The following is a 24,809-nucleotide window of genomic DNA, read 5'->3' as shown; positions in this document are numbered from 1 at the left end:
CTGCCCCTAAACGGCACAACCGGGAACAATAAGAGAGGGAAAAACTTATGAATTATTTTTGCTGTTTAATGCTTCGGTATTGCGCTTGGCTAATTGGTTGATGACCTCTTGCAACGAACCGGTGCGCTCCACTTCGTTTTTGAAGCTGGTACGATAGTTGGTCACCAAACTGACGCCTTCGATCATGATGTCATAGGCTTTCCATTGGCCTTTGACGTTCAGCATCCGATAGTTAACAGCGATAGGCTGCAAACCGGGTTGCAGCACTTCGGTTTTAATCAGGACTTTTCTTTCGTCTTCTTCCGGGGTAATCGGCAAAAACCGCACGGACCAATCTTTAAATTCAAAGAAAGCTCGGGAATAGGTCCTGATCAACAACACTTGAAACTCCTTTTTAAAGCTCTCCTTTTCCGCCGGCGAAGCATCCTTCCACATTTTCCCCAACACCAGGGAAGAAATCAGATCGAAATCCACATTCGGATAAATGACTTCCTGGACGAAGGCATTGATTTTTTGGAAATCATGCGGAAAGGCAGGATCCTGTAAGCGTTGCTTCAACTTGTTGGACGCATCCTCAATGGTGCGTTGCGGCTCGCTCAAATCGGCCGCGCTAGCGGGCAAGGACAAAAACATTCCGGCAAACAAGCTAAAAACCACAACAAATATAAAATGCATATGACGTTTGATATTCATAAAAACCATCTCAAAAAGGTATCGCCGGCTAATTTCAACCGCCTTCATTCGATACACTGCTAAAATAAAGGCCGAAGCACTAACCCGGCTCCAGATTCCAGCCAGCCCATCGGGCCAGCGAGTACCCTATTATATTACTATGGAAGAGATGTCACACCCTAACGACTTTTTCCCGGCCACCCGGATGCGTCGCATGCGTTATCAGGCCTTTTCAAGGCGGCTGATGCGGGAAAATCGCTTAAGCAGCGACGACTTAATCTGCCCGCTATTTGTTATCGAGGGCAATAACAAACAAGAAGCCGTCACTTCCATGCCGGGCGTCAACCGATTATCCATCGACCTGGTGCTGCGCGAAGCCGAAACCTTATTAAATCTGGGCGTACCCGCCATTGCCCTATTCCCGGTAACGGATCCGAACAAAAAATCGTTAAGTGCGGAAGAAGCTTACAACCCTGACGGCTTGGCACAACGCTGCGTTCGGGCCTTGAAAGGCGCCCTACCGGAGCTCGGGATCATCACCGACGTCGCCTTAGACCCTTTTACCTCGCACGGTCAGGATGGATTGCTGAATGATCAAGGTTATGTCGTCAACGACGAAACCGTCGAAGTCCTTTGCAAACAGGCCTTGTCGCATGCCGAAGCCGGCGCCGACATCGTCGCCCCTTCCGACATGATGGACGGCCGCATCGGTGCGATCAGAGCCGTGTTGGAATCTCATGGCCATACCAACACCCGAATATTGGCCTATTCCGCCAAATACGCCTCCAGTTTCTATGGCCCTTTCCGCGATGCGGTCGGCTCGGCCGGTAATCTGGGCGGCGGGAATAAATACAGTTATCAAATGGACCCGGCCAATTCCGATGAAGCCTTGCGGGAAATTGCGCTGGATTTACGCGAAGGCGCCGATATGATCATGGTCAAACCCGGCATGCCCTATCTGGACATCATCCGCCGCGCCAAGGACCAATTCGGTGTACCGACCTTTGCTTATCAGGTCAGCGGCGAATATGCGATGCTGAAAGCCGCGTCGCAAAACGGCTGGCTGGACGAACAACAGGTGGTGATGGAATCCCTACTGGCATTTAAGAGAGCCGGCTGCGACGCGATACTGACTTATTACGCTAAATCCGCTGCCCAGTGGCTAAAACAACCATAACAACCAGACAAACGGACCCGGCATGAACCAAGACATCGATTCTGATGACAGTCATTCGACTGACGATCCGCCCCAACAGCGCCGACGTTACTTCGGCCTGGAACAGGCGGTATTTATTCTGCTGGTCGTTTTATCGCTGACCGGCATCGCTATTACCGAATTCAACCCGCACGACGGCTATGGTTATTGGCTATTCATGGTGATCGTGTTTGGCATGCTGTCGATTTTCGTCTCCTGGCTACAAACCCGAACCAACGACAACGACTTTGGCGACATCGTCAAGGCCCAAGGGCTGCATTGGCTGCATACGCTGGTTGTGGTGATAGCCGCCGCATTGCTTAACAAATCCGAGCAGTTATCCGACAGAAGCGCCAGCCTGGTTATCTTGCTGATCCTGGCCTTAGCCACCCTGCTGGATGGCATCCGCATCGGCTGGCAATACAGCCTACTCGGTTTTTTCCTGGCAACCTGCGCGCTGATCGTGGCTTATTTCGAGAACTTTATGCCCATCAGTATAGGGCTGGGAGTGCTGGTGATAGCCTGCACTTTCCTCTGGGAATATTGGCGCAGCAAATACAGTACCGATGATGAAAATTGATAATTACGCGGTATTCGGCCAACCGATCAGCCACAGTAAATCACCGCGTATCCATAAATTATTTGCCGAACAAACCGGTCAACTGATGGACTATAGGGCCCAAGAGGTGCCTGCGGAAACTTTTGCCGCGGCTACCAGCCGTTTTTTTGCCGATGGCGGCAAAGGCCTGAATTGCACCGTCCCGCTCAAGGAACTGGCCTGGCAATATGCCGACCAACTGACGGAACGCGCTCGTCAAGCAAAAGCCGTCAACACCTTATTCCGCCAAGCGGACGACATCATTTTGGGCGACAACACCGACGGCATCGGCTTGCTTAACGACTTAACCATAAACCATGGCATCACACTGAAGGATGCCGAGATTTTGATTCTAGGGGCTGGAGGAGCCACACGCGGCATCGTCCCTCCCCTACTGGAACAGCAGCCGTCGGGATTGGTCATCGTCAATCGCAATGTGAGCAAAGCCCACGCAATTGCCGAGGATTTCGCGGCACTAGGCGCGGTGCATGCTTGCGATTACGCTAATCTTAAAGATCGCCAATTTGATTTGATCATCAACGCCACGTCGGCCAGCCTCAGCGGCGATTTACCACCTTTGCCGGCCGCACTATTGAAAGCCGGCGGCAGTTGCTACGACTTGGCTTACGCCAACCAAGCCACCGCATTTGTGACATGGGGCTTGGCGAATAAGGCCGCGCACAGCCTGGACGGCTTGGGCATGTTGGTAGAGCAGGCCGCCGAAGCGTTCTTTATTTGGCGAGGCGTGCGTCCACAAACCTCGCCGGTGATTGGCCTGCTAAACGCCGAAAGAGCATTAAACAACACGAACGGATGAAATTATTGACCGGGGCGATGTCCATGGTAACAATCTCCCCAAACCGCCCGCCATTAACGTTTACTGGAATACTATGAGTGGAATTAGAGCTTTTTTTGAAAAATCCCATGCTAAAGGCAAACCGCAGCGCGGAGGGCAACGCATTACGCCGGAAACTCTAAAACAGTTATTCCCCATCAGGAATTTAAGCGACGAGATATTACAAACTTTCGCCACTGAAAATCACGTCGAAACCCTGGCAGCCGGCAACACCTTGTTCAGCGTCAATCAACAGGCGACTTGCGCAATGTATTTGTTGCGCGGCACGGTGATTTTGGCCGATCACAACGGCAAAAGCTATGAAATATCGGCAGGCAGCGCACAAGCGAAATTCCCGATATGCAGCGGTATTAAGCACACCGCCACCGCCACCGCAAAAACCGAGATAGACCTGTTGCGGGTATCCCTGAAAATCATGCTGACGCCCAGCCGCCAAGACCACGGCAAATTATCTATTCCGGAAGAATTGCATCACAACCGGCTATTGAGCTTATTCGTCGAACATTTCGAAAATAACGACCACGAGATAGAAATCCCCTCATTACCCGAAGTGGCGATCAATTTGCGCAAAGCCATCCAAAAAGATGTCAACATCGACGAAGCCGTCAAAATCATCCAACTGGACCCTGCCATCTCCGCGAAATTGATCGAAGTCGCCAATTGCCCGTTATATCTGACCAACGTACCAGCGAAAAACTGCAAAGACGCTGTCGTGCGTATCGGCTTGAATGCCACGCGCAACCTGGTAACGGCGCTGAGTATGAAGCAGATTTTCAAAAGCAAATCGCCGCTGATTAAAAATCATTTGGAAGATCTGTGGAAGCAAAGCCTTTATCTGTCCGGCCTGTGCCATGTGCTGGCCAGCCACAGCATGCAGCAAAATCCTGAGAATGCCTTACTGGCCGGATTGGTCTGCGACATCGGCGTGATTCCCTTTCTGAGCTTTACCGCCAACTTACCACCCGAATACCATAACGACGCCGAAATCATGGAAGCCATGCCCATCATCAAAGGCCCGGTCGGCGCAGTGGTGTTGAAAGAATGGGATTTTGCCGAAGAATTCATCGACGTGGCCAAGTCGTCCAGCGACTGGTTTCAAAACAGCGGCGATACCTTGACGGTGACCGATATAGTAGTCCTGTCCAGACTCCATGCCTTGATCGGCAAAAAAGCCACCGCCGATCTGCCGGCGATTACCGCCATCCCCGCCGCGGCCAAATTGAAAAACTTCTCTTTGTCTCCGGAAAATACGCTGGCAATCTTGCACGATGCCAAAACTAAAATTCACGAAGCATTGAGCATCTTTTCGTCCTAGCCGCATGATCTGGAAATTTTTAAAAAAATCACCGGACAAAACGCCGACAGAGAGCAGCCCCCCCGCAGCAACCGTCAACCAATTGCCCTTGAGCTACCTGCAAAAGCTCATCCCGCTGGGGGACTTGCCGGCGGCAGACTTGTTGGCAATACCGGTGACCATGCGGAACTTCAACCCCGGCGACATCATATTTAACCGCGGCGCCGAGGCCGAACAATTAAGCTATCTGTACACCGGCAACGTCTATCTGGAAGCGAATAATGGCGCCGGTTATACGGTCGAAGCCGATACTTTTAAAGCCTGTTATCCGCTGGCAACATCCGGCGAACACGCGTTCAGCGCGATTGCCAAATCACCGACCCAAATCATCTACATGCCGCTGTCCAACTTGCAGCACAGCAGCAAACCCGTCAACAATCCGCTGATCCACCCGGAGAGCATTCCGCCCAAGCTGCGACACAGCTTTTTTTTCGACAGCTTTTGCGATGCGTTCAGAGCCGACAATCTGCATGTTCCCAGCCTACCGGATGTTGCCTTGCGTTTGCGCAGCGCCTTGCAAAAAGACATCAGCATCGCCGATGCGGTCAAAATTTTAAACCTGGACCCGGTTATATCCTCCAAATTGATTCAGGTGGCCAATAGCCCGATCTACCGCGGCAGCAACCCGATCACCAGTAGCCATGATGCCGTGAACCGGCTGGGGTTTAAAACCACGCAAAACCTGGTGACCAGCATCAGCCTGCACCAGTTGTTCAGAAGCCGCAACCGGCAATTGAACAACATTATTCAGACACTTTGGAAACAAAGCATCCAGATTGCCAGCCTCAGCCACACCTTGGCCGGACTAACCCGAAAAGTGAACGCCGACGAAGCCTTACTGGCCGGGTTAATTCACAATATTGGTGCTTTACCTATCGTCACCTTTGCCGAAAGCCTTGATATTTCAAAGTATACCGAAGAAGAATTACAGGCCAGCATCGCCTGTCTGCAAGGTTTGTTAGGCACCTATATTTTGAAAAAATGGCATTTCCCCGATAGTTTTCAGCAAATTCCCGTCAATACCACAAATTGGTACTTTGACGACGGCCAGGGCCTGCAACTCTATGACGTTGTGCTGTTAGCTAAATTTCACAGCCAACTCGGCGGCACCAATACCCAGAAACTGCCGCCACTCAACACCTTGCCTGCCTTTCAAAAACTGGACGATAGCGCACTGACGCCGGATATGTCTCTGAAGGCATTACAGGATGCAAAACAACAAATTGCCGAGGCCATCAACTTTTTCAGGACATAAGATGAATTGGTTTTCCAAGCTACTGGAAAAAAACACCACCGCCAACAAACCAAGCCGGAAAGCCTTGCCGTCTGGCGCAGAACCCCGGAGTAGCCTACCAACCGACAACTCAGTATCCAAACCCAGCAGCACTCATCAGCAAGCGCTTAGCGTCGCACAGCTGAAAAAATTCGCACCCTTACGCGATCTTGATGACGCCGCCTTAAGCTCATTACCGCATCTCAGCTTGGCCTACGCCAAAGGGGCAATTCTTTTTACCCTGGGGCAACCGACCAACAGCGTACTGTATTTGTTGGCAGGACAACTATCGATGCAACCGGATAGCGATAGCCGTTATCAAATCGACGCCGATTCCACGCTAGCCAATCTGCCGCTGAACAGCGGTAGCCGTTGCGGCGCTACCGCCACGGCGCTCAGCGATGTGCGTATTTTGGAAATCCCTATCCAACTCAACCGTTTATGGACAGATAAAAGTCAGGAAAGCGCCAATTGCGTGGAACTGCTCGATATTCAACTGCCGGAGCCGATCAACGGCAGCCGCTTTTTCAACAGCTTCGCCCAAGCCTATCGGGAAAACAAACTGCGCCTGCCTTCCTTACCGGATGTCGCCCTGAAACTAAAAGATGCGGTGCAAAAAGACATCGGCATCCGCGGGGCCGCAGAGATTATTCAGCTGGACCCGCCTATCGTGGCGAAATTAATCCAGGTGGCGAACAGCCCCTTATATGCCACGGAAATACCGATCAACAATTGCCATGACGCGGTAGCTCGCATCGGCCTGAATGCGACGCGGAATTTGGTGATGGGCATCAGCATGAAACAATTATTCAGTTGCACCGACCCGGAACTCATGAAAGGCATGCAGGCCTTATGGAAAAACAGCCTGTATGTCTCAAGTTTAAGCTTTGTCTTAGCCCAGGAGTGCAGCAACATCAACCCGGAAGACGCCCTGCTGGGCGGTTTGATTGCCGACATCGGCGCGATTCCCTTACTGCATTTTGCTGAACAATTTCCCGACGGCGGCCCCAGCTTTCAGGAACTAAAAACCGCGCTGCCCTATTTACGCGGCCCGGTCGGTGTGCTGATGCTGCACACGTTGGGTTTTCCCGAACAACTGGGCAACATTCCGCATCAAGCAGAAAACTGGCTGTACGACAGCGGCCCTGAACTAACGATGACCGACATCGTCATCCTCGCCAAATTGCACAGCTATTTCGGTTCCGGCAATGCCCGAGATCTGCCTTATATCAACTCGATTCCGTCTTACAGCAAACTAAATCACGGTAAACTCAACCCTGATTTTTCCTTGATGGTGTTGAAAAAAGCCCAAAATCGGGTCAACGCCGCCATGCATTTATTATCCTAATTTTCCCGATATTCATATCAGACTGGCTACCGACATGACCAATCCTTTGCTCGAAAACACCGAACTACCGCAATTTTCTAAAATCCTGCCCGAACACGTGGAGCCGGCCATCAGCCAGCTACTCACCGAAGCCCGGCAAACCATAGACCGGCAACTGCAAGCCGGCGGACCTTACACCTGGCAAAATCTGATCGAACCGATCGAAGCCGCCGAAGACCGCTTGAACAAGGCTTGGTCGCCGGTCAGCCATATGAATTCGGTAGTCAACAGCGAAGCGATGCGTGATGCCTACAATGCCTGCCTCGGCAAACTCAGCGAATACGCCACAGAAACCGGCCAAAACCGCGCCTTGTACGAGGCCTACCAAGCCATACGCGACAGCGCGGACTTTGCCAAGCTCGACCGCGCCCAACAAAAAATCGTCAACAACGCCCTGCGCGACTTTCATTTGTCCGGCGTGGATTTACCGCCCGAACAACAGGCGCGTTATAAAGAGATCAACCAGCAATTATCGAAACTAGCCAGTCAATACGAAGAACATTTACTGGACGCCACCAACGCCTGGCACAAACAGATTACCCATCTCGACGATTTGGCCGGCCTGCCGGAATCGGCTCTGGCCCAAGCCAAACAAGCCGCCGAAGCGGAAGGCAAGGATGGCTGGTTGATCAACCTGCAATTCCCGTCGTATCTGGCGGTGATGACCTACGCTGACAACCGCGAACTGCGCCGCGAACATTATGAGGCATTCTGCACCCGAGCCTCCGATCAAGGCCCGCATGCCGGGCAATGGGACAATTCCGAATTGATGGAACAAATCCTGGCGTTGCGCCACGAGAAAGCCCAATTGCTGGGCTTTAACAACTACGCCGAATATTCGCTGGCTACTAAAATGGCCAAATCCACCGACGACGTGGTGAAGTTTCTGGAAGATTTGGCCGACAAATCCTGGCGCCAAGCCCGCCGGGATTTGACTGAATTGAAAGAGTTTGCTGCCGCCGAGCACGGCCTAAACGACTTGCAAGCCTGGGACATCGGTTATTACTCGGAAAAAATGCGCCAGCACTTCTACCAATTGTCGCAAGAAGAAGTGAAAGCCTATTTCCCCGACAACAAAGTTGTGCCCGGCCTGTTTGCCATCGTCGAGAAACTCTATGGCCTGCAAATCAGCGAAATCAAAGACTTCGACACCTGGCACCCCGACGCCCGCTTTTATCAAATCCTGGATAAACACGGCCAATTGCGCGGCCGCTTCTTCCTGGACTTATACGCCCGCGCCAAAAAGCGCGGCGGCGCCTGGATGGACGACTGCGTCTGCCGTAAAAAAGTCGGCGATGCACTACAAACACCGGTGGCGTATTTAACCTGCAACTTTACCCCGCCGACTGGCAACGACCCGGCCTTGCTGACCCACGACGAAGTGGAAACGCTGTTTCACGAATTCGGCCACGGTCTGCATCACATGTTGACCCAGATCGATCACCTCGGTGTCTCGGGCATCAACGGCGTCGAGTGGGATGCGGTAGAACTGCCCAGCCAATTCATGGAAAACTGGTGCTGGGAAAAAGAAGCGCTGGGCTTAATCTCCGGTCATTATCAAACCGGTGAACCGCTGCCCGATACGTTGTACGACAAAATGTTGGCGGCAAAAAACTTCCAAGCCGGCATGATGATGGTGCGGCAACTGGAATTCAGTCTATTCGATTTCAAGATGCATCGGGATTACGCTCCGGCCAAGGGCGGACAAATTTATACCATCCTCAAACAGGTGCGTGACCAGGTAGCCGTGGTCAAGGTACCGGAATTCAACCGTTTCGCCCATAGCTTCTCGCATATTTTCGCTGGTGGTTACGCCGCCGGTTATTACAGTTACAAATGGGCGGAAGTGTTGTCGGCGGACGCATTTTCCTTGTTCGAAGAGAAAGGCATTTTCGACCGCGATACAGGTGAGTCTTTCCTGCACAACATCCTGGAGCAAGGCGGCAGCAGCGATGCGATGACCTTATTCAAAAACTTCCGCGGCCGAGAACCCAATATCGACGCCCTGCTCAGACATAACGGTATCGCCGCGTAAATGTTTCCTGGATTGCCTTGATGCTCGTCATCAAGGCAATCGAGTTTTTCAGGAGCGAAAATGAAAAACTGCCCGCAATGCGGCCAGCCCAGGTTGGGCGAGGCATTTAAATGTCCGAGTTGCGACGTGTTTTATTCCCAGCTCGACGAATTGCTGTACGCAGAACAGCAAAAGCAGGAAAGCCTGACGCTAAAAGGTACGCTTAAACGCATTCGCGCCGCCGAAGACCGCCCACAAGCCCTGAGAGCTGCGTTGAAAACCCTGTGGTTCAACACGCCCTTAAAAACCAAGATCGTGATTTGGACCTTAATCGCGTTCGTGTTTGTGCTGGTGGTGCCGGTTTTTTAATTGCTTAAACCGCTCAGGGACTAAAAGCTAACCCATAGCCCCTATCGTTATTCCCCACTTAATCTTCTTTAGGTGCTGCGGGTGCGGGTTCCGTTGGCGTATTGGTCACGGTTAGACTATTGGCATCCAGCTTCAGTAACACCGCATTGTTCTGATGAGCCTTCAACTCGGTCAAAGTGCGCCAGCCGGCATTATCCAATTTACGAAAAGCCGCAAAAAACCCTAATACCCGGGTATCCGCAGCCGGCTCGATCCGCAAGGATTTGTTCTCGCCGGGCTTTATCACCAACTCTTGTTTGCGTACCAGATCGGAGGCCAAAGTAGCCTGCTCTTTATCGAATATGGCAAAAAAATCGGCACCGTTAAAACCACTTTTCTCCCGCAATTCGTAAATTCTTAACACCACCGGCGAGGCTTTACCGTCGGCGTCGGGGTTAATTGAGGCGGTGCTGTTTAGCGTTAGCTCAACGACTGTTGGCGGTGGCGGAGCCGGTTGCTCAGGCACCTCTGCGCACGCAGCCAACAACGAGGCAAAAAAAACTGGCAGTAATCTGGCTAACAACATACGACTATCCCTTTAAAAATTAGTTAACGCCATTCTGCCATAGGCACACAGTCACAGTACAAGGATTCATTTCCGGTAATTACTCGCCCGGCGTCGGCTAGTTTTTCAACTTGGTTAGATGCGGTTGCGCTGGCTCAAGAGCGGCGTAGCGGTATTGCGTCGTGCCATTCGGCGTTTCGGCGCGAATCAGGCGTTTGTCGCTATAGTATTGGTAGCGGCTGACAATGAGGCCGGCCTTGCCGCGCTTTTCTTAAATCACATGCCCGCCGAAAGAGGGCTAAGCCGTCTAATTCAGGACTTCACAGCGAATCAGTGCATTTCCAGGCTTACGATTGCGCTGAAGTAACAGTATCTACGCAGGCTTTATTAGTTACCACTGCAAATCATAGGCTATTGTGGGCTTAATATTGGAAGTTACCCTATTCATACTTGCACCATTCACTAGTCTATAAATGCATCATTTTCTAAATAGAAAAAAACAGCCTCTATAAATTCCTGCAATGTTGCATTTGGCACATGCTCAACCTTAAGTAAAATAATATCACTGAAATTTGGAGACTCAAGCCAGGAGTAATACCCCCGCCCTGCAAGTTGACTGGGAATAAGCCCACCGCTTTCTTTGGAATAATCTTCAACTTCGTCACTTGAAATAACAACAAACTCAGCCGCGACAATATTATCTTTATTGATCTTTGGCTTGGTATAGATCCTACCCGCCATGGGAAGCTCGTTAATTTCATTTTTTAAAGTTTCAAATCCTAAATAGCTTTTTAACATAACCACTCCTCTAAATAATTTTCTACTTGCAATCGGTGACGCCGCCCCATTTGTTTCGCCCCCTTCCAACGGGATGATATATCTTGCAGTACTTGGCATGGTCCGCCTTACCAACAAGCTGTCAAGAGCCAGATTCATCACCATGATGCCAAGTCATTCTAGGAAGTAAATCACCATTGAATGCGCCGCTGGCTTTAGGAGAGATGGTTCGGGCGTTAGTGGTAGATGTTGCGGCTAGCTTGGGTTATGTCTTGTTCGTGTAGTGCCAAGGGCCGGAAGCTCCCAGGCTCGAACAGGTAGTTGCGACTGCGCAGGCTGTCGGTTTCCGCCAGCAGGAGCGGACCGTTGTATTGAAGCGGGTTTCGCCTTACGCGGTGCGTTTGGTGATGCACCGCTCCACGGAGTCGTAGCGGTATTCGCCGATTCCTTAACGCGCTATTCTTCGATCAGGTTATCGGCCGTAAGCGGGAGAAGCGTTTTGAATCAACACTTGGCAACACGTCACCGCGAACGATTACGCTAACAGTATCTACACTGGATGTTCAGCCCCGTACCCCGGAAATACTTTTTTCTTTAAAAAATCGTCATCCTTACCGGTATCAAAAAAATGAAGCAAGCGATCTCTAACATGTACATCACCCCAAATATTCGTCAACTCATATTTCTCTATAATTTCCTTATCGGCTGGAAGCGATAGATCTTCTTGCACCACTCGCCCCTCAGTGGTGCAGATATTCCCTTCCGTACCAATATCGATAAGATTCCCTCCCTTGAAGGGGTAACCTCCATCAAAATTAAGCTTAGCATCAATCCAGTAGGGTTCACAGGGCGCGAAGCTCGGCTTAACATCTTTATCGGAAACTTTTTTGTCAACCAAATTATGTAATACGATATTTCCAATAAACAACGTAAATATTGGATCGACTTGATTTAAATCAATATTATGCCAATTACCGTCGCGACTAGTAATATTGAAAAATCGCATGGCAGCTCGACCCAACATTTGCCCCAACGTGTAAAGGTCCTCGCGAAGCTTAAGGCTGACAACATTATTATGTTTCCACACGACTCTTTTGGTCATTTCTCGATCTCATTGTTTCCGGGTCGGGTGGCGAATTGAATGGCCTTACCGCGTTTTTCTTCGCTCAGGTTACCGCAAGGCTTTGCTGATTCAGGACTTCGTTAAGAATCAGCTTCCCTGCATACGATTACACTAAAACTAATAGAGCCTATGCGGGCTAAGATTTTCGCAGAAATGTCTCTGGCTCATCTCTTACTGCCACAATAACGTTCCGGACAACATCTTCAACGCCAGAACTATCCTTTTTATATTTATTAAGTACAAAAACCACACCTTTAGCAACGTATGGCAGCACATACGACACTTTATCCACAAAATCTACAATTTCTTTATATGGAATATAAATAACAAATTCAGCCGCCGGCTTTTTTCGCACCAAAGTCGGCCCTTTTATATTAAGCTCATCGGTCTTACGAGTTGCGGAAATAATAAATACTAATTTGAAATCAGAATTCTTAAATATTGTATTAAAGTGTGAAATTTCCTTTCCAAGAGCATCTAGCTCTTCTCGCAATCTTTTAAGCAACAAGCTCGGCAAATCAAAGTCCGCATTTAATTCCACATATATTTGACCAAACTCAATATTCATCATCACCCGCAATTTCCTTTGGGTTTAAAGCTTCTTTGATTACCTTTCGGCACCGAGCCGTATTTTCCAAGTGCTCTTCTAATTTTGCCGTCTCAGCCGCCTTTGCTTCTGACGTTGAAGCATCCCCCTTCTCAATCACCTTGCTTTTCACGTTTTCCCTTCCAAACTGATCGGCAAGTTTTCGGTCTTGCTGGTATAGGCGTATGGGTAGGCCACTGGATTATGTAACCTTATTAAAATCAGCTTTTTCTTACCAGAAAACTCTACTTTGAAATCCTAGGGGCTGTTGCCGTTTCACATCGGTAACCATATAAATGCACAAGCCAGGGCGATAGCACCTTCAAAATTGCGTTTTAGTTTGTCATATCGGGTGGCAATAGCTCTAAAATGTTTCAGTCGCGCAAATACGTTTTCAACGAGGTGGCGATATTTATAGAGACACCAGTCCATTTCCTCATTCCCGACTATTGAATTTTGTTTTCTTGGGATGATGGGGACTGTGCCTTGGTCTCGAATTTGAATCCGTAACGGCTCGCTGTCATACCCTTTGTCTGCAATCATGTAGCCCGCCTGGGGGAGCTTGGCCACAAATTCCGGCGCTTCTTTGCAGTCATGTACTTCGCCCCCCGTAATCGAGAACTGGATGGGAAGTCCACCGGCATCAACCGCCATATGGATTTTGGTCGTGTTGCCTGCGACCGATTTCCCGATGGCTGTTGGGTTTTCATGGGCGCCGCCGCTACTGTGTTGATGGGCTTTAATAATGCTGCCATCAATAAATAGCCATTCCAAATCAGGCTCAATCACTAGCGCTTGAAAGATACCCCTCAGCTTTTCTTGCAGTGACCAGGCATTGAAGCGCTTGTACACGGCATTCCACTTGCCAAAAGCGACGGGCAAGTCTCGCCAAGGGCAGCCAACACGCAAACGATAAAAAATCCCTTCGACCGTTTGCCGAAGACCGGGTTTGTCGTAAATGCTGAAACTCAACATAATCGTTTTTAGCTTTTCCCAGTGGGTATCTGTAAGCAGTTGGCGTGGCATTCGCTAGTTATCGTTTGATTGAAAACTCAATCAATATGGCTCGCCAATCGATTTTCAAAGGGATTATGACAAAATGGCAACAGCCCCTACTTTTTTTCAGGGCTACTACCATACCTTACCGCGTTTTCTTCGATCAGGTAGCCGGCCATAAGCGAGCGAAGCTTTTTGATTCAGGATTTGGCGATATTTCCTGTGTACGATTACGCTAATTATACCTACACAGGCTATTCGGGATATTCCGATTTACGGATACGGCGCCATTTCCAATATACGCTGCAAGACTTCATTTATACCAGAGCTATCCTCACTATATTTGTCAAAAATACTTACTAATCCACATCGAAGGTTTTCGACAATATAAGAAAACTCATCATAAGAACTATCGAATTTTTTATAAGGAATATGTAATACAAAATCAACGCGCTTATATCGATTAAAAAATGTAGGCCCCATGACTAAAGGCTTATATTTTTCGCGCGTTGCCGAAATAACAATACCAAGCTCAAAATCTTGTCCTTTGAACTTTTCCTTAAAATAAGTTATTTCCTTATCCAACGAGTTTAATCCTTTACGCAACTCTTTCATAACAAAACTGGGTATTTTATAACTGACATCAACTTCAGGATAAACTTGACATGTAGATATATTCATTTCGTCAACAACCCTTGTTTTTGTTGGCTTAAAGCTTTTTATTACCTTCCGGTGTATTACCAGTCTGATCAAAATACTCTTTTAATTTCTTAGTCTCCACGGCTTTCGCCTCTTTTGTCGTAGACATACTTTTATCAATAACCCTACCGACCACCTTGGAATCGGGGTTTTGCTTCCCCAATTTTAAAACTTGCTGATGCAACCTCGTAGGGAGGCCAGAGCTTTGCGTTAGCGATTTGGCCCAACGCGGACAAAGCTTTCTGATTCTGGAATTGGCGACGAATCAGTACGTCTCCCTGGATAAGACTAATATACGGCTAATTTTGCCTAAGCGGCCTAATCTTCAAATTCGTCAGTTTCGACAAGCTGGTTTACAAACAATTGAAAAGACACGCCTAACTTCTTTTTTGCCTTCTCATGATTTTGTTCGTCATTCAGCGCTTCATCCCATCTGTCAACCGCATAAAAGTAAACTTCGCCAGATGTATCGATGCAAAAGTAATTTCCCCCATGATCAATGGCAAACGGGATCAATCCTTTGGGCATTACATTCTTTGCAACCATCAGTAAATAACTATCTTCCAAAGTCCGCTCGGTTCCAACCGGGAATTTCATAGGCAAAAATTTTTTAACCCATAAAGAACGGCCATCCTCCAAAATCCAAAAACTATTTGAAGGTATACCCCCATTATGTATTAAATAATGATTGACCAATTCTTCCGGCAAAACGAGATCCAACTGTTGCTGAATATCTCCAATATCTTCCAGAGATAAATTCGCTCCACAATTCGAAAAAATCATTCTTAGCACCCCCAATAATTCTCAAAATGCGATTCTGAGCATTTCTTTTACATCGCGATCTCCCTTAGGACTGTATTTTGGTAATTTATTGGCCTCATTCTCAGTGATCGATTCTTCATTACCAAAAACATCAATCTTTTTCCATGAATTAGTAGCGCCATAACAAAAATAGGCATTGTCAGACGTAGGCATCTGAAATCCATCTTGTTGAGCAACAATACGCCAATCCCCTCCAACTTCTTATCGAACAAACCATACGAATCAAGAATAATAGGTGAATTAACCCGCTTCAAGTGCCTAATTATTTCCTCGCTCAATTCTGTTGAACGCAGAATTTCATCAAAAACCTCCGCTAAATGACCAAAGTCTATCTTTATTAAAATCCGCCCAATCCCATACCGATTATCATCAACCTGAAACATAAATATGTCGCCAGACTTAATATATCGAAGCATCGTTCTTGGCTTCGCCCCCCACCCCCTAATTTTTATTTCGCTCACCTGCAATCTCCTTTCTGTGTTTTCATTTCTGCTTGATAATTGATTGTCGAGTTGCGATCACGACTAATACTGTATGGTCAAATGAATTTACTTTCTCCCCATATTCATCGACGATGGCGGCCGTAAGCGGGCGAGACTTTTTGATTCAAGATTTGGTGACACGTTCAAGCATACGCTTGGGCTAACATACCTAAGCTCCCCGCCTTCGGCGTTCATTCCTGATTAAATACATTCAAAAATCTTTGAAAGCATCATTGTAAAATAAAATGTGAACGCTTCCACCAACTCATCTATCCTTGGTTTTTCTATTTGTTGTGCAGCATTAAACACAATATCTTCTATCGTTGCTATATCCAACGTTTCGCACCACTCTTTGTCTTCAATCCATGCGTGGATGAGCTCATCGCTTGGCTCCGCGTCTTTATCGAAAACAATCAAAACTCCCCGGCTTTTCGCTGTCCACGGCACTGGTTCTAGAAAAAGCCAACCTTTGAATCTACCTGGATCGGTCAACACTTCTTCAAGCGATACTGTTTCAACTTTCATATGGATTCTCCTTTACCATTTATTTTTAAGCCATTTAAATCCACCTTCTTGATTCGGGCTATTGATGGCTTCGACATCGGCCAGGGCCAGATTGCCGTAAGCGCGGTAGCGGGCGGACCAGACGATTCTGCCATCGGTATCGGTCTGCTCCCTGGGCGTGCCGAGATGGTCCAGGTGGTAGGTGGTGCTGGGTTTGGGTGTTGTCTTGTTCCTGCGGAGCCAAGAGCCGGACACTGCCGGGTTCGGATAGATAGATGCGACTGCGCGGCTGTCGGTTTCCGCAAGCAGGCGCGGGCTGTCGTAGAGGTATTCGCTGATTCTTTGCGGCGTTTCGGCGCGAACCCGGCCGTTGTCGCTATCTCATTAGTAGCGGGTGACAATGTGGCCGGCCTTGCCGCGTTTTTCTTCGTTCCGCTTGCCTCTCAGGCGAGGAAAAAACTATCTGATTTAAGATTAGGGGCTGTTGCCGTTATAGATTGGCGTTGCCGAATAATCAACGACTCGGTCACCTTCGACAGCAGCTCTTATTTGCCCTTCAAATCCACGCATCGCTGGAGTATTGGTCCAATTCTTCTGCAATGTAACCAAATTTTTCGTTATATCACCAGAGCATCCTAGTTGCTTGCCTAACAAATATCCGCAAGCCTCATTAACAGCAGTTCCATTAACCATACATACTCAGGCTAAATCGCGTTAAGCCATCAATGACTTTATCTCGGCTTTAGTATGACTGTAATGTTTTTTGTCTGGATAGAAATCTACGCTTATCAAAGACTTCGTTTTTAGAATAGGGTTAATATCGCCATCCTTCAAATTCCAAAATCGTAGCGACTTGATCCGCTCCATACTTGCAACGAATGAAATAGAATCCAGGTCCGATAAAAATAAATTTTCAATAGAATTATTATTTGATAGGAAAGAAAAGTCATTCAAAAGCTTGCATTTTTCCACATGCAGAGTCGCCAAACTGTTTAATTTGCCCAAGGAGGAAATATCATTCAACTTGGAACAATGATCAATTTTCACATCAACTAGACTTGTAAGCTTCTCGATACCAGACATCGACTCGACGCTTCCTCCGCTTAATCGCAATTCTTTCAAAGAATTAAGCCCTTCGAGAAAAGAGCAATCCTTGGCACTCAACGAGGTTATCAGCAGGTGTATTAAGTTCTTTAGGGAAGAAAATCCGGAAAGGTCCGCGTTATATTTCATGTACAGCACTATCAACTGGGATAACCTTGAGAAATCCGGCTTTATTTTCTTATCCTGAAACGACAACTTGCTCAAGTTTTCCATAGTGTATATCGCATCAATGTTCGCCTTTAAAACCTTAAAGTTATCTGCTATCGATAATGAACATATGGATTTATTTCCTAAAAGTGGTGTTAAATCCAAATCGCAGCCACCTCCATTTTGCTCGTTCAACTCCAGTATTCTAATGGCCGTGTAATTATTCTGCTCCGCAAAAGACACCCCATCGTTAATATATCGGGGATCAATCTCCAATTCATTTATATTCTCGTTGAAACAAAACTTCTTCGCATTCATTATTAACAGTCTCCGGATTTTTTGTACTTGCGATCTAATGCATCTACAGGCGCGAGCTGTCGTATTGAAAGCGGGTTTCGCCTTGTGTGGTGTGCTTGGCGATGCGCCGGCCCAGGGTGTCGTGCGATATTCGCTGACGCCGTTTGGCGTTTCGGCGCGGACTAGGCGGTTGTCGCTATTTGCCAACTCGCGTTCATGCATACGATTACACTAACAGTATCTACGCGGGTTAATCACACCTTCATCGCTAGATTGCCTTTTCGAACATCTCTTTGACCTCGCCATATCCTCTTGGGCTGTATTTAGATAATAAAGCCGCTTCCAAATCAGCCATAGACTCCTTGTTTCCAAAAACATCGACCCTTATCCATGAATTTGGATGCCCATATACAAAATATACGTTATCTGTATCACCCATGCAGAATTCACTATCATGGGCAACAATCTGCCAATCTCCTTCTAAGCGCTTATCGAATAAACTGTACGTATCCAATACTACTGGAGTTCCCAGCCGACTCACGCTACTAAGTAACTCGGGCGTAACGGTTGGTGACGTTAAAATAGAATCAAATATCTCCGCAACGTGCCCAAGACTTACCTTTGTCAAAATCCTACCAACCCCAAAAGACTCATCATTAATTTTAAAAACAAATATATCGCCTGGCTTAATAAAACGAAGCATAGTGCGTGGCTTTGAGTTCCAAGGCCTTATATTAACTATACTCATCAAAAATCTCCTACCTGCATAGCGAGATACTCGGCCTGTGTCTAGCAGTTATCGAGGCCCCCATAGATTTAAGCAGCATTACCCAGCCGCAACACGCTGATACTAATCGTACGTACTTAGGCTGAGCGCGTTGCCGAGCTTTTCTTCGATCCGCCTGCCCCTTGTGCGATGACTAATTCTTCTGAATTACGGCATTGCTCGCCACTAGTCAACACTTCCATTTATCATGAAAAATAAGGACAATATAAAGTTAGAAAAACGCCCAACAATACACTAAACCATTACCAAAACATACAATCATGGAATATGTTAACGACTTAACATCTGGCTCATCACCTAAAATAAAAAAAGCCGCACAAAATATAATAAAAAAAAGATTAACTGGGTACTGCTCCTATTTATTAGAAGCCCTAACCAAAGAAATTGAAAAACCAAAAGCGTGGCAAACGCAATGCCACCTGATCAGAGCCATTGGAATAGGTAGCTGTAGTGAAGCACTGCCTTTTCTTAAGAAACTAATAGAAAGGAATTATGAAAACACGATCCTATATCGGGATTTAGCGTTTTCTATATTTCTGTTAGAAAACACTCATTTGGACAAATTAGATTTGAGCTTTCTTTTTGAATCTATCGAGAAAGAAAATGATTTGCAAATAGGCGGCGCCTGCTCAGCCATTTTGTACAAGAAAATAGTTCCAAAAGAAACCGATATTCAAAATATCGTTTCAGGAATTTCAAAATTTACGGAAGATGAAGGCAAAAAAATCACACCTCGCTGTTATATTGCGGCGATTGCGCATCTTTGGCCAAAAAATGAGGTTAAAGACTTTTTAGAGTCTTGCAAAGAATCAAATTGGCCTGGACTGGTCGAAATTGCTCAAGATGCATTAGAAGGGAAAGAGCCTAGAATACAGCTTGTTTGAGAAACCTATTAATTCTATCCAAATTTATCATCTAATGCGTAATTTGGATTAAATTGCTCTACCAATCCTTTCGGTAACTTTATTCACAAAAACACTATACCCTAAAAATCAAGGGCAATCACCTCAAAAAATCACCTATCAATGCCGGATAGTGAAATCAGTTTTTAGCGACCGAAATTTTGAAAAAATTCTTTTATACAACCCTCGTATCGAGACGTTGTGAATCCTACTATATTAGGATTATTCAGACTATTTAGCGTTTCCAAGTTGAATACGAACAATACCGCCTACTGGTAACATATCAACACCTGATTGGAATAATCTCAGCGCGCCATCTGTATATCTATGACTATTCATTAGCGACGTTTCTCCGCTTTGTGGATTTATTGCGACGGCACCACACTTGGTTTTTTTCTTAATGATTGTGGCAAATTCTTTCCATTTCGATAACGAAACTTCGTCGTCAGTTTTGCATGACAACCATGATCGTTTGAGCCCGTCTTTCGTCAACTGTCCAATATCGAGAACTAACGCATTTGGGTTCTGGATTACAAAGTCGTAGCGACTTACACAATTTAAGTCGACTGGATAATGTGTAAAACCCAAGCTGATTTCGCCTGCATTTTCAAATGCGAGACTTCTACCATCCCAAGCGTCGGCGCGAAAAGGCGTTCCCCCCATTGACGTTATATTTAAACCTTCCACAGACCTTATTGCCATAACCATGTCGTTAACTTCTTCCGGTAACGCATGGAACTGTATTGATAAGCTTCCCATATACCACCTAATCGTATGGAACAAAATTGGTTGGAATCCCTGCTTTATCGGTTAAATCTTTCATCGCGTCTATCTTTCGAGAAACGAGGCTAACGCTACTCGCTGATACCTTGCTGCGTTTCGGCGCGAATCAGACAGGTGTCGCTATCGTATCGGTAGCGTGCGACAATTTGGCCGGCCTTACCGCGCTTTTCTTCGATCAGGTTGCCGGGCCAGAAGCAGGATACGCTTTTTGACTTAAAACTTGGCGACAAATCAAAAAACTTCCCTATGTATAATTACGCTGGCGCTGGCGGTATCTCCCCCGGCTGGGGTCTATGCCGATTTATGCAACAAAACTGCCGGCACAGCTAAAAAAGCTCATTAACCCATTTTTTCTCGTGTACAGAAAATATTTCTTTCTTGTCTATAAGCCACTCTCCCCTTATCACTTTTATTCGGTAGCGACAATCAAATTTAAACCCAGCACCTTGTTTTGTATATATAAGAATGGTTTTATTATCAACGACATCGCATTTAATAATAGATTCAGTACTGGGATCGAAAACAGGCGGACTTGAGGCATTAACCGCTGCTTCCCGGCCATACTTACGTTCTTTTTAATTAAAAATATGTCATAAATACGAGTTAAATCTTGTTTCGCTAAATACTTATGCTTTTCAAAATCTTGAGTCAATAATTCGTAATATTTTATATCCCAGCCACACATGGCTTCCATGAAATTAATTAATTGCTTAACCGCTTGCACACACAAATCATCATTCATTTCGTGCTTACCTATTATTTTATTACCAACAGAATAAAATATCTTACAGCCAATACGAGCTGACGCTGCCCCACCATTCGCATATCTTTCGCCCCAGAAAATGCCTACTGATTCCTTAAAGAAAAAACCACCCTAAAAAATCATTAAAATCTTTCCATTGAGGCATTAATATACCTACTAAAAAATCCTCAATTTTTTTTACCGATCTCTAAATATAAAACCTCCCTTGTTTTTCTATTATAAAAAAAACACCTCCCCCTTCAAAACCATCTAGAGGTATATATTCCATCGGCAAACCAAGAGCATTGTGAGTTCTTTGTAAGCATATATCGTAACTTGAATTTGTTACGAACCAGCATATTTGATAAATTTCTCCATATTTTCTACTGAAAGTTGGCCCGTCCTCCACATGAAGATAAAATTCTGCAAACTGACTATCAAGATCAATGTCTAGTTCATTTAATGCCAACGAATGTTCTTCAGCAATATCCTCATACCACTAGCCATTAGCTTTAAAATAATTTATTACTTTATTCGACAACATATTATCCACAGCGTTTTAACATTTTTCTTCGCTCCTGCTCGGTTTTAGCTCTCTCGCGCCAAAAGGTTTGTCGATAGCGTCGACATCGGCCAGTGCCAGATTGCCATAGGGGTGGTAGCGGGCGGAACAGAGAATTATGCCATCGGTATCGGTCAGCTCCCTGGGCATGCCGAGATGATCCAGATGATAATGACAGGTGTTACGGCTATTTAGCCAGCCGGAATCATTGTTCGAAATAAAACTCTTTCGGACTCAGAGTTCAAACGAGTAATTACCACAATATTGTCATTTTCAATTAGCACATCTTTAAATTTGTATTGAAAGGCAATTTCATCAGACGGAGTAGTCAAAATTAATTCACTGAAAAGATCAATACCTTTTTTTGAAACATTAAGCCTCAATGTGAATTCATCCAGAGTTAAAGCGCAATCAAGACGACACTTTATATCATGATCTTTAAATGTTTTTTCTTAAATATCAATTCGTTACGATAGCCATCTTGCTTCATTTCTTCAAGCCAGGACAATAACTCATCAATTGGTATTTCGTATTTAGCAGCACATTTTTTCAGCCCCTCTTTCAATAACACGCTGTAATAATCCCCTAATTCACTTCGCTTTATTTATCTAAACTCTTCCATATTAAAAGGAATATAAACCGCCAATACAGATGAAGAGTTAATGTGCATTTCTTGAGGCTGGGATTTCCCAATCACACAAATTCTATTGAAACCATCAGCGTGAAATTTAAGCACAGCTAATCGTCGCTCAAGATAATTACAAAGGTGTCTGGTCTGATCTTTAACTATCAGCAAATCTTGCTCTCTGTTAGCAAACTCTACTAAATCAGGGTAAAGAAATATATTTTTTAAAATCATGGTATTTGGAAACTTTACGGATCAATTGCTCCACAAAAACTATGGGCCGTCGTATTGAAAGTAAATTTGCCTCACTCGGTGTGTTTTCCGATGCGCCGGCCCAGGGCGTCATAACGGTATTGGGCGGCGCCATTCGGCGTTTCGGGCGGTTGTCGCTATCTCATTGGTAGCGCGTGGCATGTGGTGGGCCTTGCCGCGGTTTTCTTCGATCAGGTTGCCGGTCTGGCGTGAACGAAGCGTTCTGATTTAAGACTTGGCAACACTTCCCTGCGTACGATTACGCTGACGCTAATCGTATCTACGCAGGCTGATTTGTCCAATATAGCTGATTAATTCACGAAAAATTAAAAAAACATCATTTCCATTATAAAAAATAAAAGCCATTAATAACTCACTGTCGGAAACATTAGGCTTTTGAGAAATGGCAGTATCAATCACGTCTTGAATAAGCTCCTCTCGGCAAAGAAGCTGCAAATTATTGCTATAAACGAATCCCGAATATACTTCTTCATCATTATTTGTAATTTCTGGATAACTATCTATATAACATACCGTGTCGAGTGTTGGATCGTCTATATCATCAGGACAATAGACACAATAAGAGGTTTTGCGCTCCTGTTTATTCTTAACCATCTCGATTATATCCAAGAACTTCATCGGTTCACGAAGATTCATTTCTAAATCCTTACCTACGCGGGCTGGATTCAGCAAAGAGTTTTGACATTTCTTTAATATGGTCAATTTATTAATTCCCCAGATATATGATCCAAAAACAGAGTTAAATTCGTCCCGGCTCTTGATTTTTTCACCTTGCTGATTTTCAATTTTTAAATTTCCAAAAATTATCGAGCCCTTATAACACGAATGAAATATTAGCGGAAATGAAAATAAGACATTTTTAGCGATTGTTGAAAAATAGCCAGGCTCACCTAAAGTTCCTAAAAAACTCTTCCAAGCACGTTAATAAAGCACTTCAAGTCCACTTCCGCGTTAACTAAAAAACCGTTTGCCTACCCATATTGTATTAATTTTAAAAATTTAATTGTATCAGCCTTTATTGCGCAATCATACTTGCAAGATTCGACATAATAACTATATGGTTCCAAAAATACTTTATGCGAGAAATTTTTTCTTTTGTTAATCGACAACAAAGTATGATGCCCAAAAGCCCCTTTAAATTCTTTAATGCGCTTGCTTATTTTTGTATCGTCATAGATCTTATCGTTTATTACTAATTGTATGCTACCCATGCTTTTGAGGCTGAATTCAATATCAGCATCGTAGGTATATTCATCCTGATCCTAAATTACCCAGTAGCAGTTTATATCTTCAAAAGAGGAGGCAAAGTAAGAATTAAATAATCGACAATTTTCATCCTCATAGAATTTCATAATTTGCAACCTTTATATTTGTTTGTATTTCTGACCTCGCATCTCTCAAAGGTGTAACGCTCAGTGCAACAATAAAATTAGAGAACGTGGATATTATCGACTTCGACAGCCAGTAATCCTTCATCGGTATAACTTAAGGTGCATTCAAGACTCAAATCCGACCGCCCCTCCCGTTCCGTCCAGAGATCAAAGCGAACAGACCATTTTCTTGGCGAAACCCCAACCACCTCTATCAAATCCAATTGATCAAACGCATCAGAGGGAGGCATAACCAACTTATGTCCATATTCGGATATCGCTTCTGAAATCAAATTCGCGGTAAGCCGCTCACCATGTGTATAACGCTCAATAGCCACAAAATCACCGGTTACCAGCCATTCAACTACCTGTTTAACCGTGATCACAATTCGTTGAAAAATAGAATCCATATTATCTGATCCCGGGTATTCGTATGCAGCGCTCCTCCAAGAGCGCTAAAGATTACGCCCTAATTCTGATTTCCTTCGTTCCTTTTTCTCTCCATTCAAATTCCACTTCTCCTTTGTTGCTTACATGTAATGGAATTAACAGGCCTTTACATTCATCAAGCGTTTTTAACGAGCCGTTCGCTGCATTAATTAAATGCAGTTTCATTGACTCAAGATTAGAAGATACTTCAGCTAGCGCAACATACCCATCATCAATACTCCAAACGATGTTTTCAGCAATTAGACTGGGCGTCGCCTCTGTCTGAAATCCCACAAATTTTGGCCTAAAATACATCGGACCGAAGTGTATTTCACCCGCAAAAAAAAGTTCAATAGCCAATTTTCCATTATTAGAAAATATCGTTAGGTCAGCCATAGTTACCTTGGTAATGAATGAGTTGAAACAACCTTCTGTTTCAATATATCTTCAAAGTTTAAAATCTGAATCTCGCGACCTCCTCCGCCCCCTCCTGGAAAGTTTTGTGGCCCAGCTATGCCTGATTGATACCTCGTTCCT

At 45.7% G+C, this 24,809-nt stretch carries 33 protein-coding genes and 1 pseudogene; 9 read left to right on the top strand and 25 right to left on the bottom strand.

Annotated features, from left to right (window positions below):
• Positions 1-45: 45 nt before the first annotated feature.
• Positions 46-693, bottom strand: coding sequence for an MlaC/ttg2D family ABC transporter substrate-binding protein (locus tag ACWAU0_RS09040; protein WP_225892924.1), 648 nt, complete (start codon positions 691-693; stop codon positions 46-48).
• Positions 694-832: 139 nt separating this feature from the next.
• Between ACWAU0_RS09040 and hemB the strand changes: the two genes are divergently transcribed.
• From hemB to ACWAU0_RS09000, 8 genes are all read left to right on the top strand, one after another.
• Positions 833-1,849 carry a porphobilinogen synthase gene (hemB, locus tag ACWAU0_RS09035; protein WP_033159184.1) on the top strand — a complete coding sequence of 339 codons (1,017 nt, stop codon included), beginning with the start codon at positions 833-835 and terminating at the stop codon, positions 1,847-1,849.
• Positions 1,850-1,871: 22 nt separating this feature from the next.
• Entirely contained in the window at positions 1,872-2,447 is a 576-nt protein-coding gene (locus tag ACWAU0_RS09030; RefSeq protein ID WP_458138971.1) for a hypothetical protein, read from the top strand.
• The gene (gene aroE, locus ACWAU0_RS09025) at positions 2,434-3,282 is read left to right on the top strand and encodes a shikimate dehydrogenase (protein WP_101053220.1); all 849 of its coding nucleotides are present in this window, start codon (positions 2,434-2,436) and stop codon (positions 3,280-3,282) included. Before ACWAU0_RS09030 ends, aroE begins: the two co-directional genes overlap by 14 nt.
• A 73-nt stretch (positions 3,283-3,355) precedes the next feature.
• Positions 3,356-4,636 (top strand): HDOD domain-containing protein, encoded by a 1,281-nt coding sequence (locus tag ACWAU0_RS09020; RefSeq protein WP_458138970.1) that lies wholly within the window; start codon positions 3,356-3,358, stop codon positions 4,634-4,636.
• Between the two features lie 4 nt (positions 4,637-4,640).
• Positions 4,641-5,930, top strand: a complete 1,290-nt coding sequence (locus ACWAU0_RS09015) for an HDOD domain-containing protein (protein WP_458138969.1) — start codon at positions 4,641-4,643, stop codon at positions 5,928-5,930.
• A 1-nt stretch (position 5,931) separates the two neighbouring features.
• Complete coding sequence (locus ACWAU0_RS09010) at positions 5,932-7,296, top strand: HDOD domain-containing protein (protein ID WP_033159189.1); 1,365 nt, start codon at positions 5,932-5,934, stop codon at positions 7,294-7,296.
• Between the two features lie 34 nt (positions 7,297-7,330).
• Complete coding sequence (gene prlC / locus ACWAU0_RS09005; protein WP_033159190.1) at positions 7,331-9,370, top strand: oligopeptidase A; 2,040 nt, start codon at positions 7,331-7,333, stop codon at positions 9,368-9,370.
• Between the two features lie 60 nt (positions 9,371-9,430).
• The gene (locus ACWAU0_RS09000) at positions 9,431-9,718 is read left to right on the top strand and encodes a hypothetical protein (RefSeq protein WP_033159191.1); all 288 of its coding nucleotides are present in this window, start codon (positions 9,431-9,433) and stop codon (positions 9,716-9,718) included.
• 58 nt (positions 9,719-9,776) lie between these two features.
• On the opposite strand, the gene tssJ is transcribed toward ACWAU0_RS09000, so the two are convergent.
• From tssJ to ACWAU0_RS08930, 14 genes are all read right to left on the bottom strand, one after another.
• The gene (tssJ, locus tag ACWAU0_RS08995) at positions 9,777-10,283 is read right to left on the bottom strand and encodes a type VI secretion system lipoprotein TssJ (RefSeq protein WP_033159192.1); all 507 of its coding nucleotides are present in this window, start codon (positions 10,281-10,283) and stop codon (positions 9,777-9,779) included.
• A gap of 441 nt (positions 10,284-10,724) precedes the next feature.
• Positions 10,725-11,204 (bottom strand): DUF7716 domain-containing protein, encoded by a 480-nt coding sequence (locus ACWAU0_RS08990; RefSeq protein ID WP_458138968.1) that lies wholly within the window; start codon positions 11,202-11,204, stop codon positions 10,725-10,727.
• 385 nt (positions 11,205-11,589) lie between these two features.
• A complete protein-coding gene (locus ACWAU0_RS08985; protein WP_458138967.1) occupies positions 11,590-12,141 on the bottom strand; it encodes a DUF8309 domain-containing protein in 552 nt (183 codons plus the stop codon).
• A 157-nt stretch (positions 12,142-12,298) separates the two neighbouring features.
• On the bottom strand, positions 12,299-12,736 hold the full coding sequence (locus ACWAU0_RS08980) for a hypothetical protein (protein WP_458138966.1): 438 nt from the start codon (positions 12,734-12,736) through the stop codon (positions 12,299-12,301).
• Positions 12,720-12,881 (bottom strand): hypothetical protein, encoded by a 162-nt coding sequence (locus ACWAU0_RS08975; RefSeq protein WP_458138965.1) that lies wholly within the window; start codon positions 12,879-12,881, stop codon positions 12,720-12,722. Before ACWAU0_RS08975 ends, ACWAU0_RS08980 begins: the two co-directional genes overlap by 17 nt.
• A 143-nt stretch (positions 12,882-13,024) precedes the next feature.
• A complete protein-coding gene (locus ACWAU0_RS08970) occupies positions 13,025-13,774 on the bottom strand; it encodes an IS5 family transposase (protein WP_129871393.1) in 750 nt (249 codons plus the stop codon).
• Between the two features lie 243 nt (positions 13,775-14,017).
• On the bottom strand, positions 14,018-14,425 hold the full coding sequence (locus ACWAU0_RS08965; protein ID WP_494522876.1) for a hypothetical protein: 408 nt from the start codon (positions 14,423-14,425) through the stop codon (positions 14,018-14,020).
• 336 nt (positions 14,426-14,761) lie between these two features.
• Positions 14,762-15,226 (bottom strand): SMI1/KNR4 family protein, encoded by a 465-nt coding sequence (locus ACWAU0_RS08960; protein WP_458138963.1) that lies wholly within the window; start codon positions 15,224-15,226, stop codon positions 14,762-14,764.
• 47 nt (positions 15,227-15,273) lie between these two features.
• Positions 15,274-15,726 carry an Imm26 family immunity protein gene (locus ACWAU0_RS08955; protein ID WP_458138962.1) on the bottom strand — a complete coding sequence of 151 codons (453 nt, stop codon included), beginning with the start codon at positions 15,724-15,726 and terminating at the stop codon, positions 15,274-15,276.
• 222 nt (positions 15,727-15,948) lie between these two features.
• The gene (locus ACWAU0_RS08950; RefSeq protein WP_458138961.1) at positions 15,949-16,272 is read right to left on the bottom strand and encodes a DUF7716 domain-containing protein; all 324 of its coding nucleotides are present in this window, start codon (positions 16,270-16,272) and stop codon (positions 15,949-15,951) included.
• 12 nt (positions 16,273-16,284) lie between these two features.
• Positions 16,285-16,506, bottom strand: a complete 222-nt coding sequence (locus ACWAU0_RS08945) for an RHS domain-containing protein (protein ID WP_458138960.1) — start codon at positions 16,504-16,506, stop codon at positions 16,285-16,287.
• A gap of 219 nt (positions 16,507-16,725) precedes the next feature.
• Entirely contained in the window at positions 16,726-16,944 is a 219-nt protein-coding gene (locus ACWAU0_RS08940) for a DNA/RNA non-specific endonuclease (RefSeq protein ID WP_458138959.1), read from the bottom strand.
• A gap of 21 nt (positions 16,945-16,965) precedes the next feature.
• A complete protein-coding gene (locus ACWAU0_RS08935; RefSeq protein ID WP_458138958.1) occupies positions 16,966-18,021 on the bottom strand; it encodes a leucine-rich repeat domain-containing protein in 1,056 nt (351 codons plus the stop codon).
• A 46-nt stretch (positions 18,022-18,067) separates the two neighbouring features.
• Positions 18,068-18,547: an Imm26 family immunity protein gene (locus ACWAU0_RS08930; RefSeq protein WP_458138957.1), complete on the bottom strand. Its 480-nt coding sequence runs from the start codon at positions 18,545-18,547 to the stop codon at positions 18,068-18,070.
• A gap of 299 nt (positions 18,548-18,846) precedes the next feature.
• Between ACWAU0_RS08930 and ACWAU0_RS08925 the strand changes: the two genes are divergently transcribed.
• Positions 18,847-19,470 carry a hypothetical protein gene (locus ACWAU0_RS08925; protein ID WP_458138956.1) on the top strand — a complete coding sequence of 208 codons (624 nt, stop codon included), beginning with the start codon at positions 18,847-18,849 and terminating at the stop codon, positions 19,468-19,470.
• Positions 19,471-19,719: 249 nt separating this feature from the next.
• On the opposite strand, the gene ACWAU0_RS08920 is transcribed toward ACWAU0_RS08925, so the two are convergent.
• From ACWAU0_RS08920 to ACWAU0_RS08875, 10 genes and pseudogenes are all read right to left on the bottom strand, one after another.
• Positions 19,720-20,247 (bottom strand): hypothetical protein, encoded by a 528-nt coding sequence (locus tag ACWAU0_RS08920; RefSeq protein WP_458138955.1) that lies wholly within the window; start codon positions 20,245-20,247, stop codon positions 19,720-19,722.
• 95 nt (positions 20,248-20,342) lie between these two features.
• The gene (locus ACWAU0_RS08915; RefSeq protein WP_458138954.1) at positions 20,343-20,501 is read right to left on the bottom strand and encodes a hypothetical protein; all 159 of its coding nucleotides are present in this window, start codon (positions 20,499-20,501) and stop codon (positions 20,343-20,345) included.
• Positions 20,502-20,597: 96 nt separating this feature from the next.
• A pseudogene (locus tag ACWAU0_RS08910) lies at positions 20,598-20,786 on the bottom strand (NTF2 fold immunity protein); the annotation flags it as partial.
• 435 nt (positions 20,787-21,221) lie between these two features.
• Positions 21,222-21,482, bottom strand: a complete 261-nt coding sequence (locus ACWAU0_RS08905) for a hypothetical protein (protein WP_494522875.1) — start codon at positions 21,480-21,482, stop codon at positions 21,222-21,224.
• Between the two features lie 90 nt (positions 21,483-21,572).
• The gene (locus tag ACWAU0_RS08900) at positions 21,573-21,740 is read right to left on the bottom strand and encodes an RHS domain-containing protein (RefSeq protein ID WP_458139212.1); all 168 of its coding nucleotides are present in this window, start codon (positions 21,738-21,740) and stop codon (positions 21,573-21,575) included.
• Positions 21,741-21,999: 259 nt separating this feature from the next.
• Positions 22,000-22,146, bottom strand: coding sequence for a hypothetical protein (locus ACWAU0_RS08895; RefSeq protein WP_458138953.1), 147 nt, complete (start codon positions 22,144-22,146; stop codon positions 22,000-22,002).
• Positions 22,147-22,179: 33 nt separating this feature from the next.
• Complete coding sequence (locus ACWAU0_RS08890) at positions 22,180-22,434, bottom strand: hypothetical protein (protein ID WP_458138952.1); 255 nt, start codon at positions 22,432-22,434, stop codon at positions 22,180-22,182.
• 288 nt (positions 22,435-22,722) lie between these two features.
• Positions 22,723-23,175, bottom strand: a complete 453-nt coding sequence (locus tag ACWAU0_RS08885; protein WP_458138951.1) for a DUF7716 domain-containing protein — start codon at positions 23,173-23,175, stop codon at positions 22,723-22,725.
• A 727-nt stretch (positions 23,176-23,902) separates the two neighbouring features.
• Positions 23,903-24,253, bottom strand: coding sequence for a DUF7668 domain-containing protein (locus tag ACWAU0_RS08880; RefSeq protein ID WP_458138950.1), 351 nt, complete (start codon positions 24,251-24,253; stop codon positions 23,903-23,905).
• Between the two features lie 52 nt (positions 24,254-24,305).
• On the bottom strand, positions 24,306-24,668 hold the full coding sequence (locus ACWAU0_RS08875; protein ID WP_458138949.1) for a hypothetical protein: 363 nt from the start codon (positions 24,666-24,668) through the stop codon (positions 24,306-24,308).
• Positions 24,669-24,809: the final 141 nt, after the last annotated feature.

It is taken from the genome of Methylomonas sp. Uni0009 (genome assembly GCF_054188105.3).
Note: the sequence above shows the minus strand (reverse complement) of the source record. Positions and strands in the feature narration are given on the sequence as shown.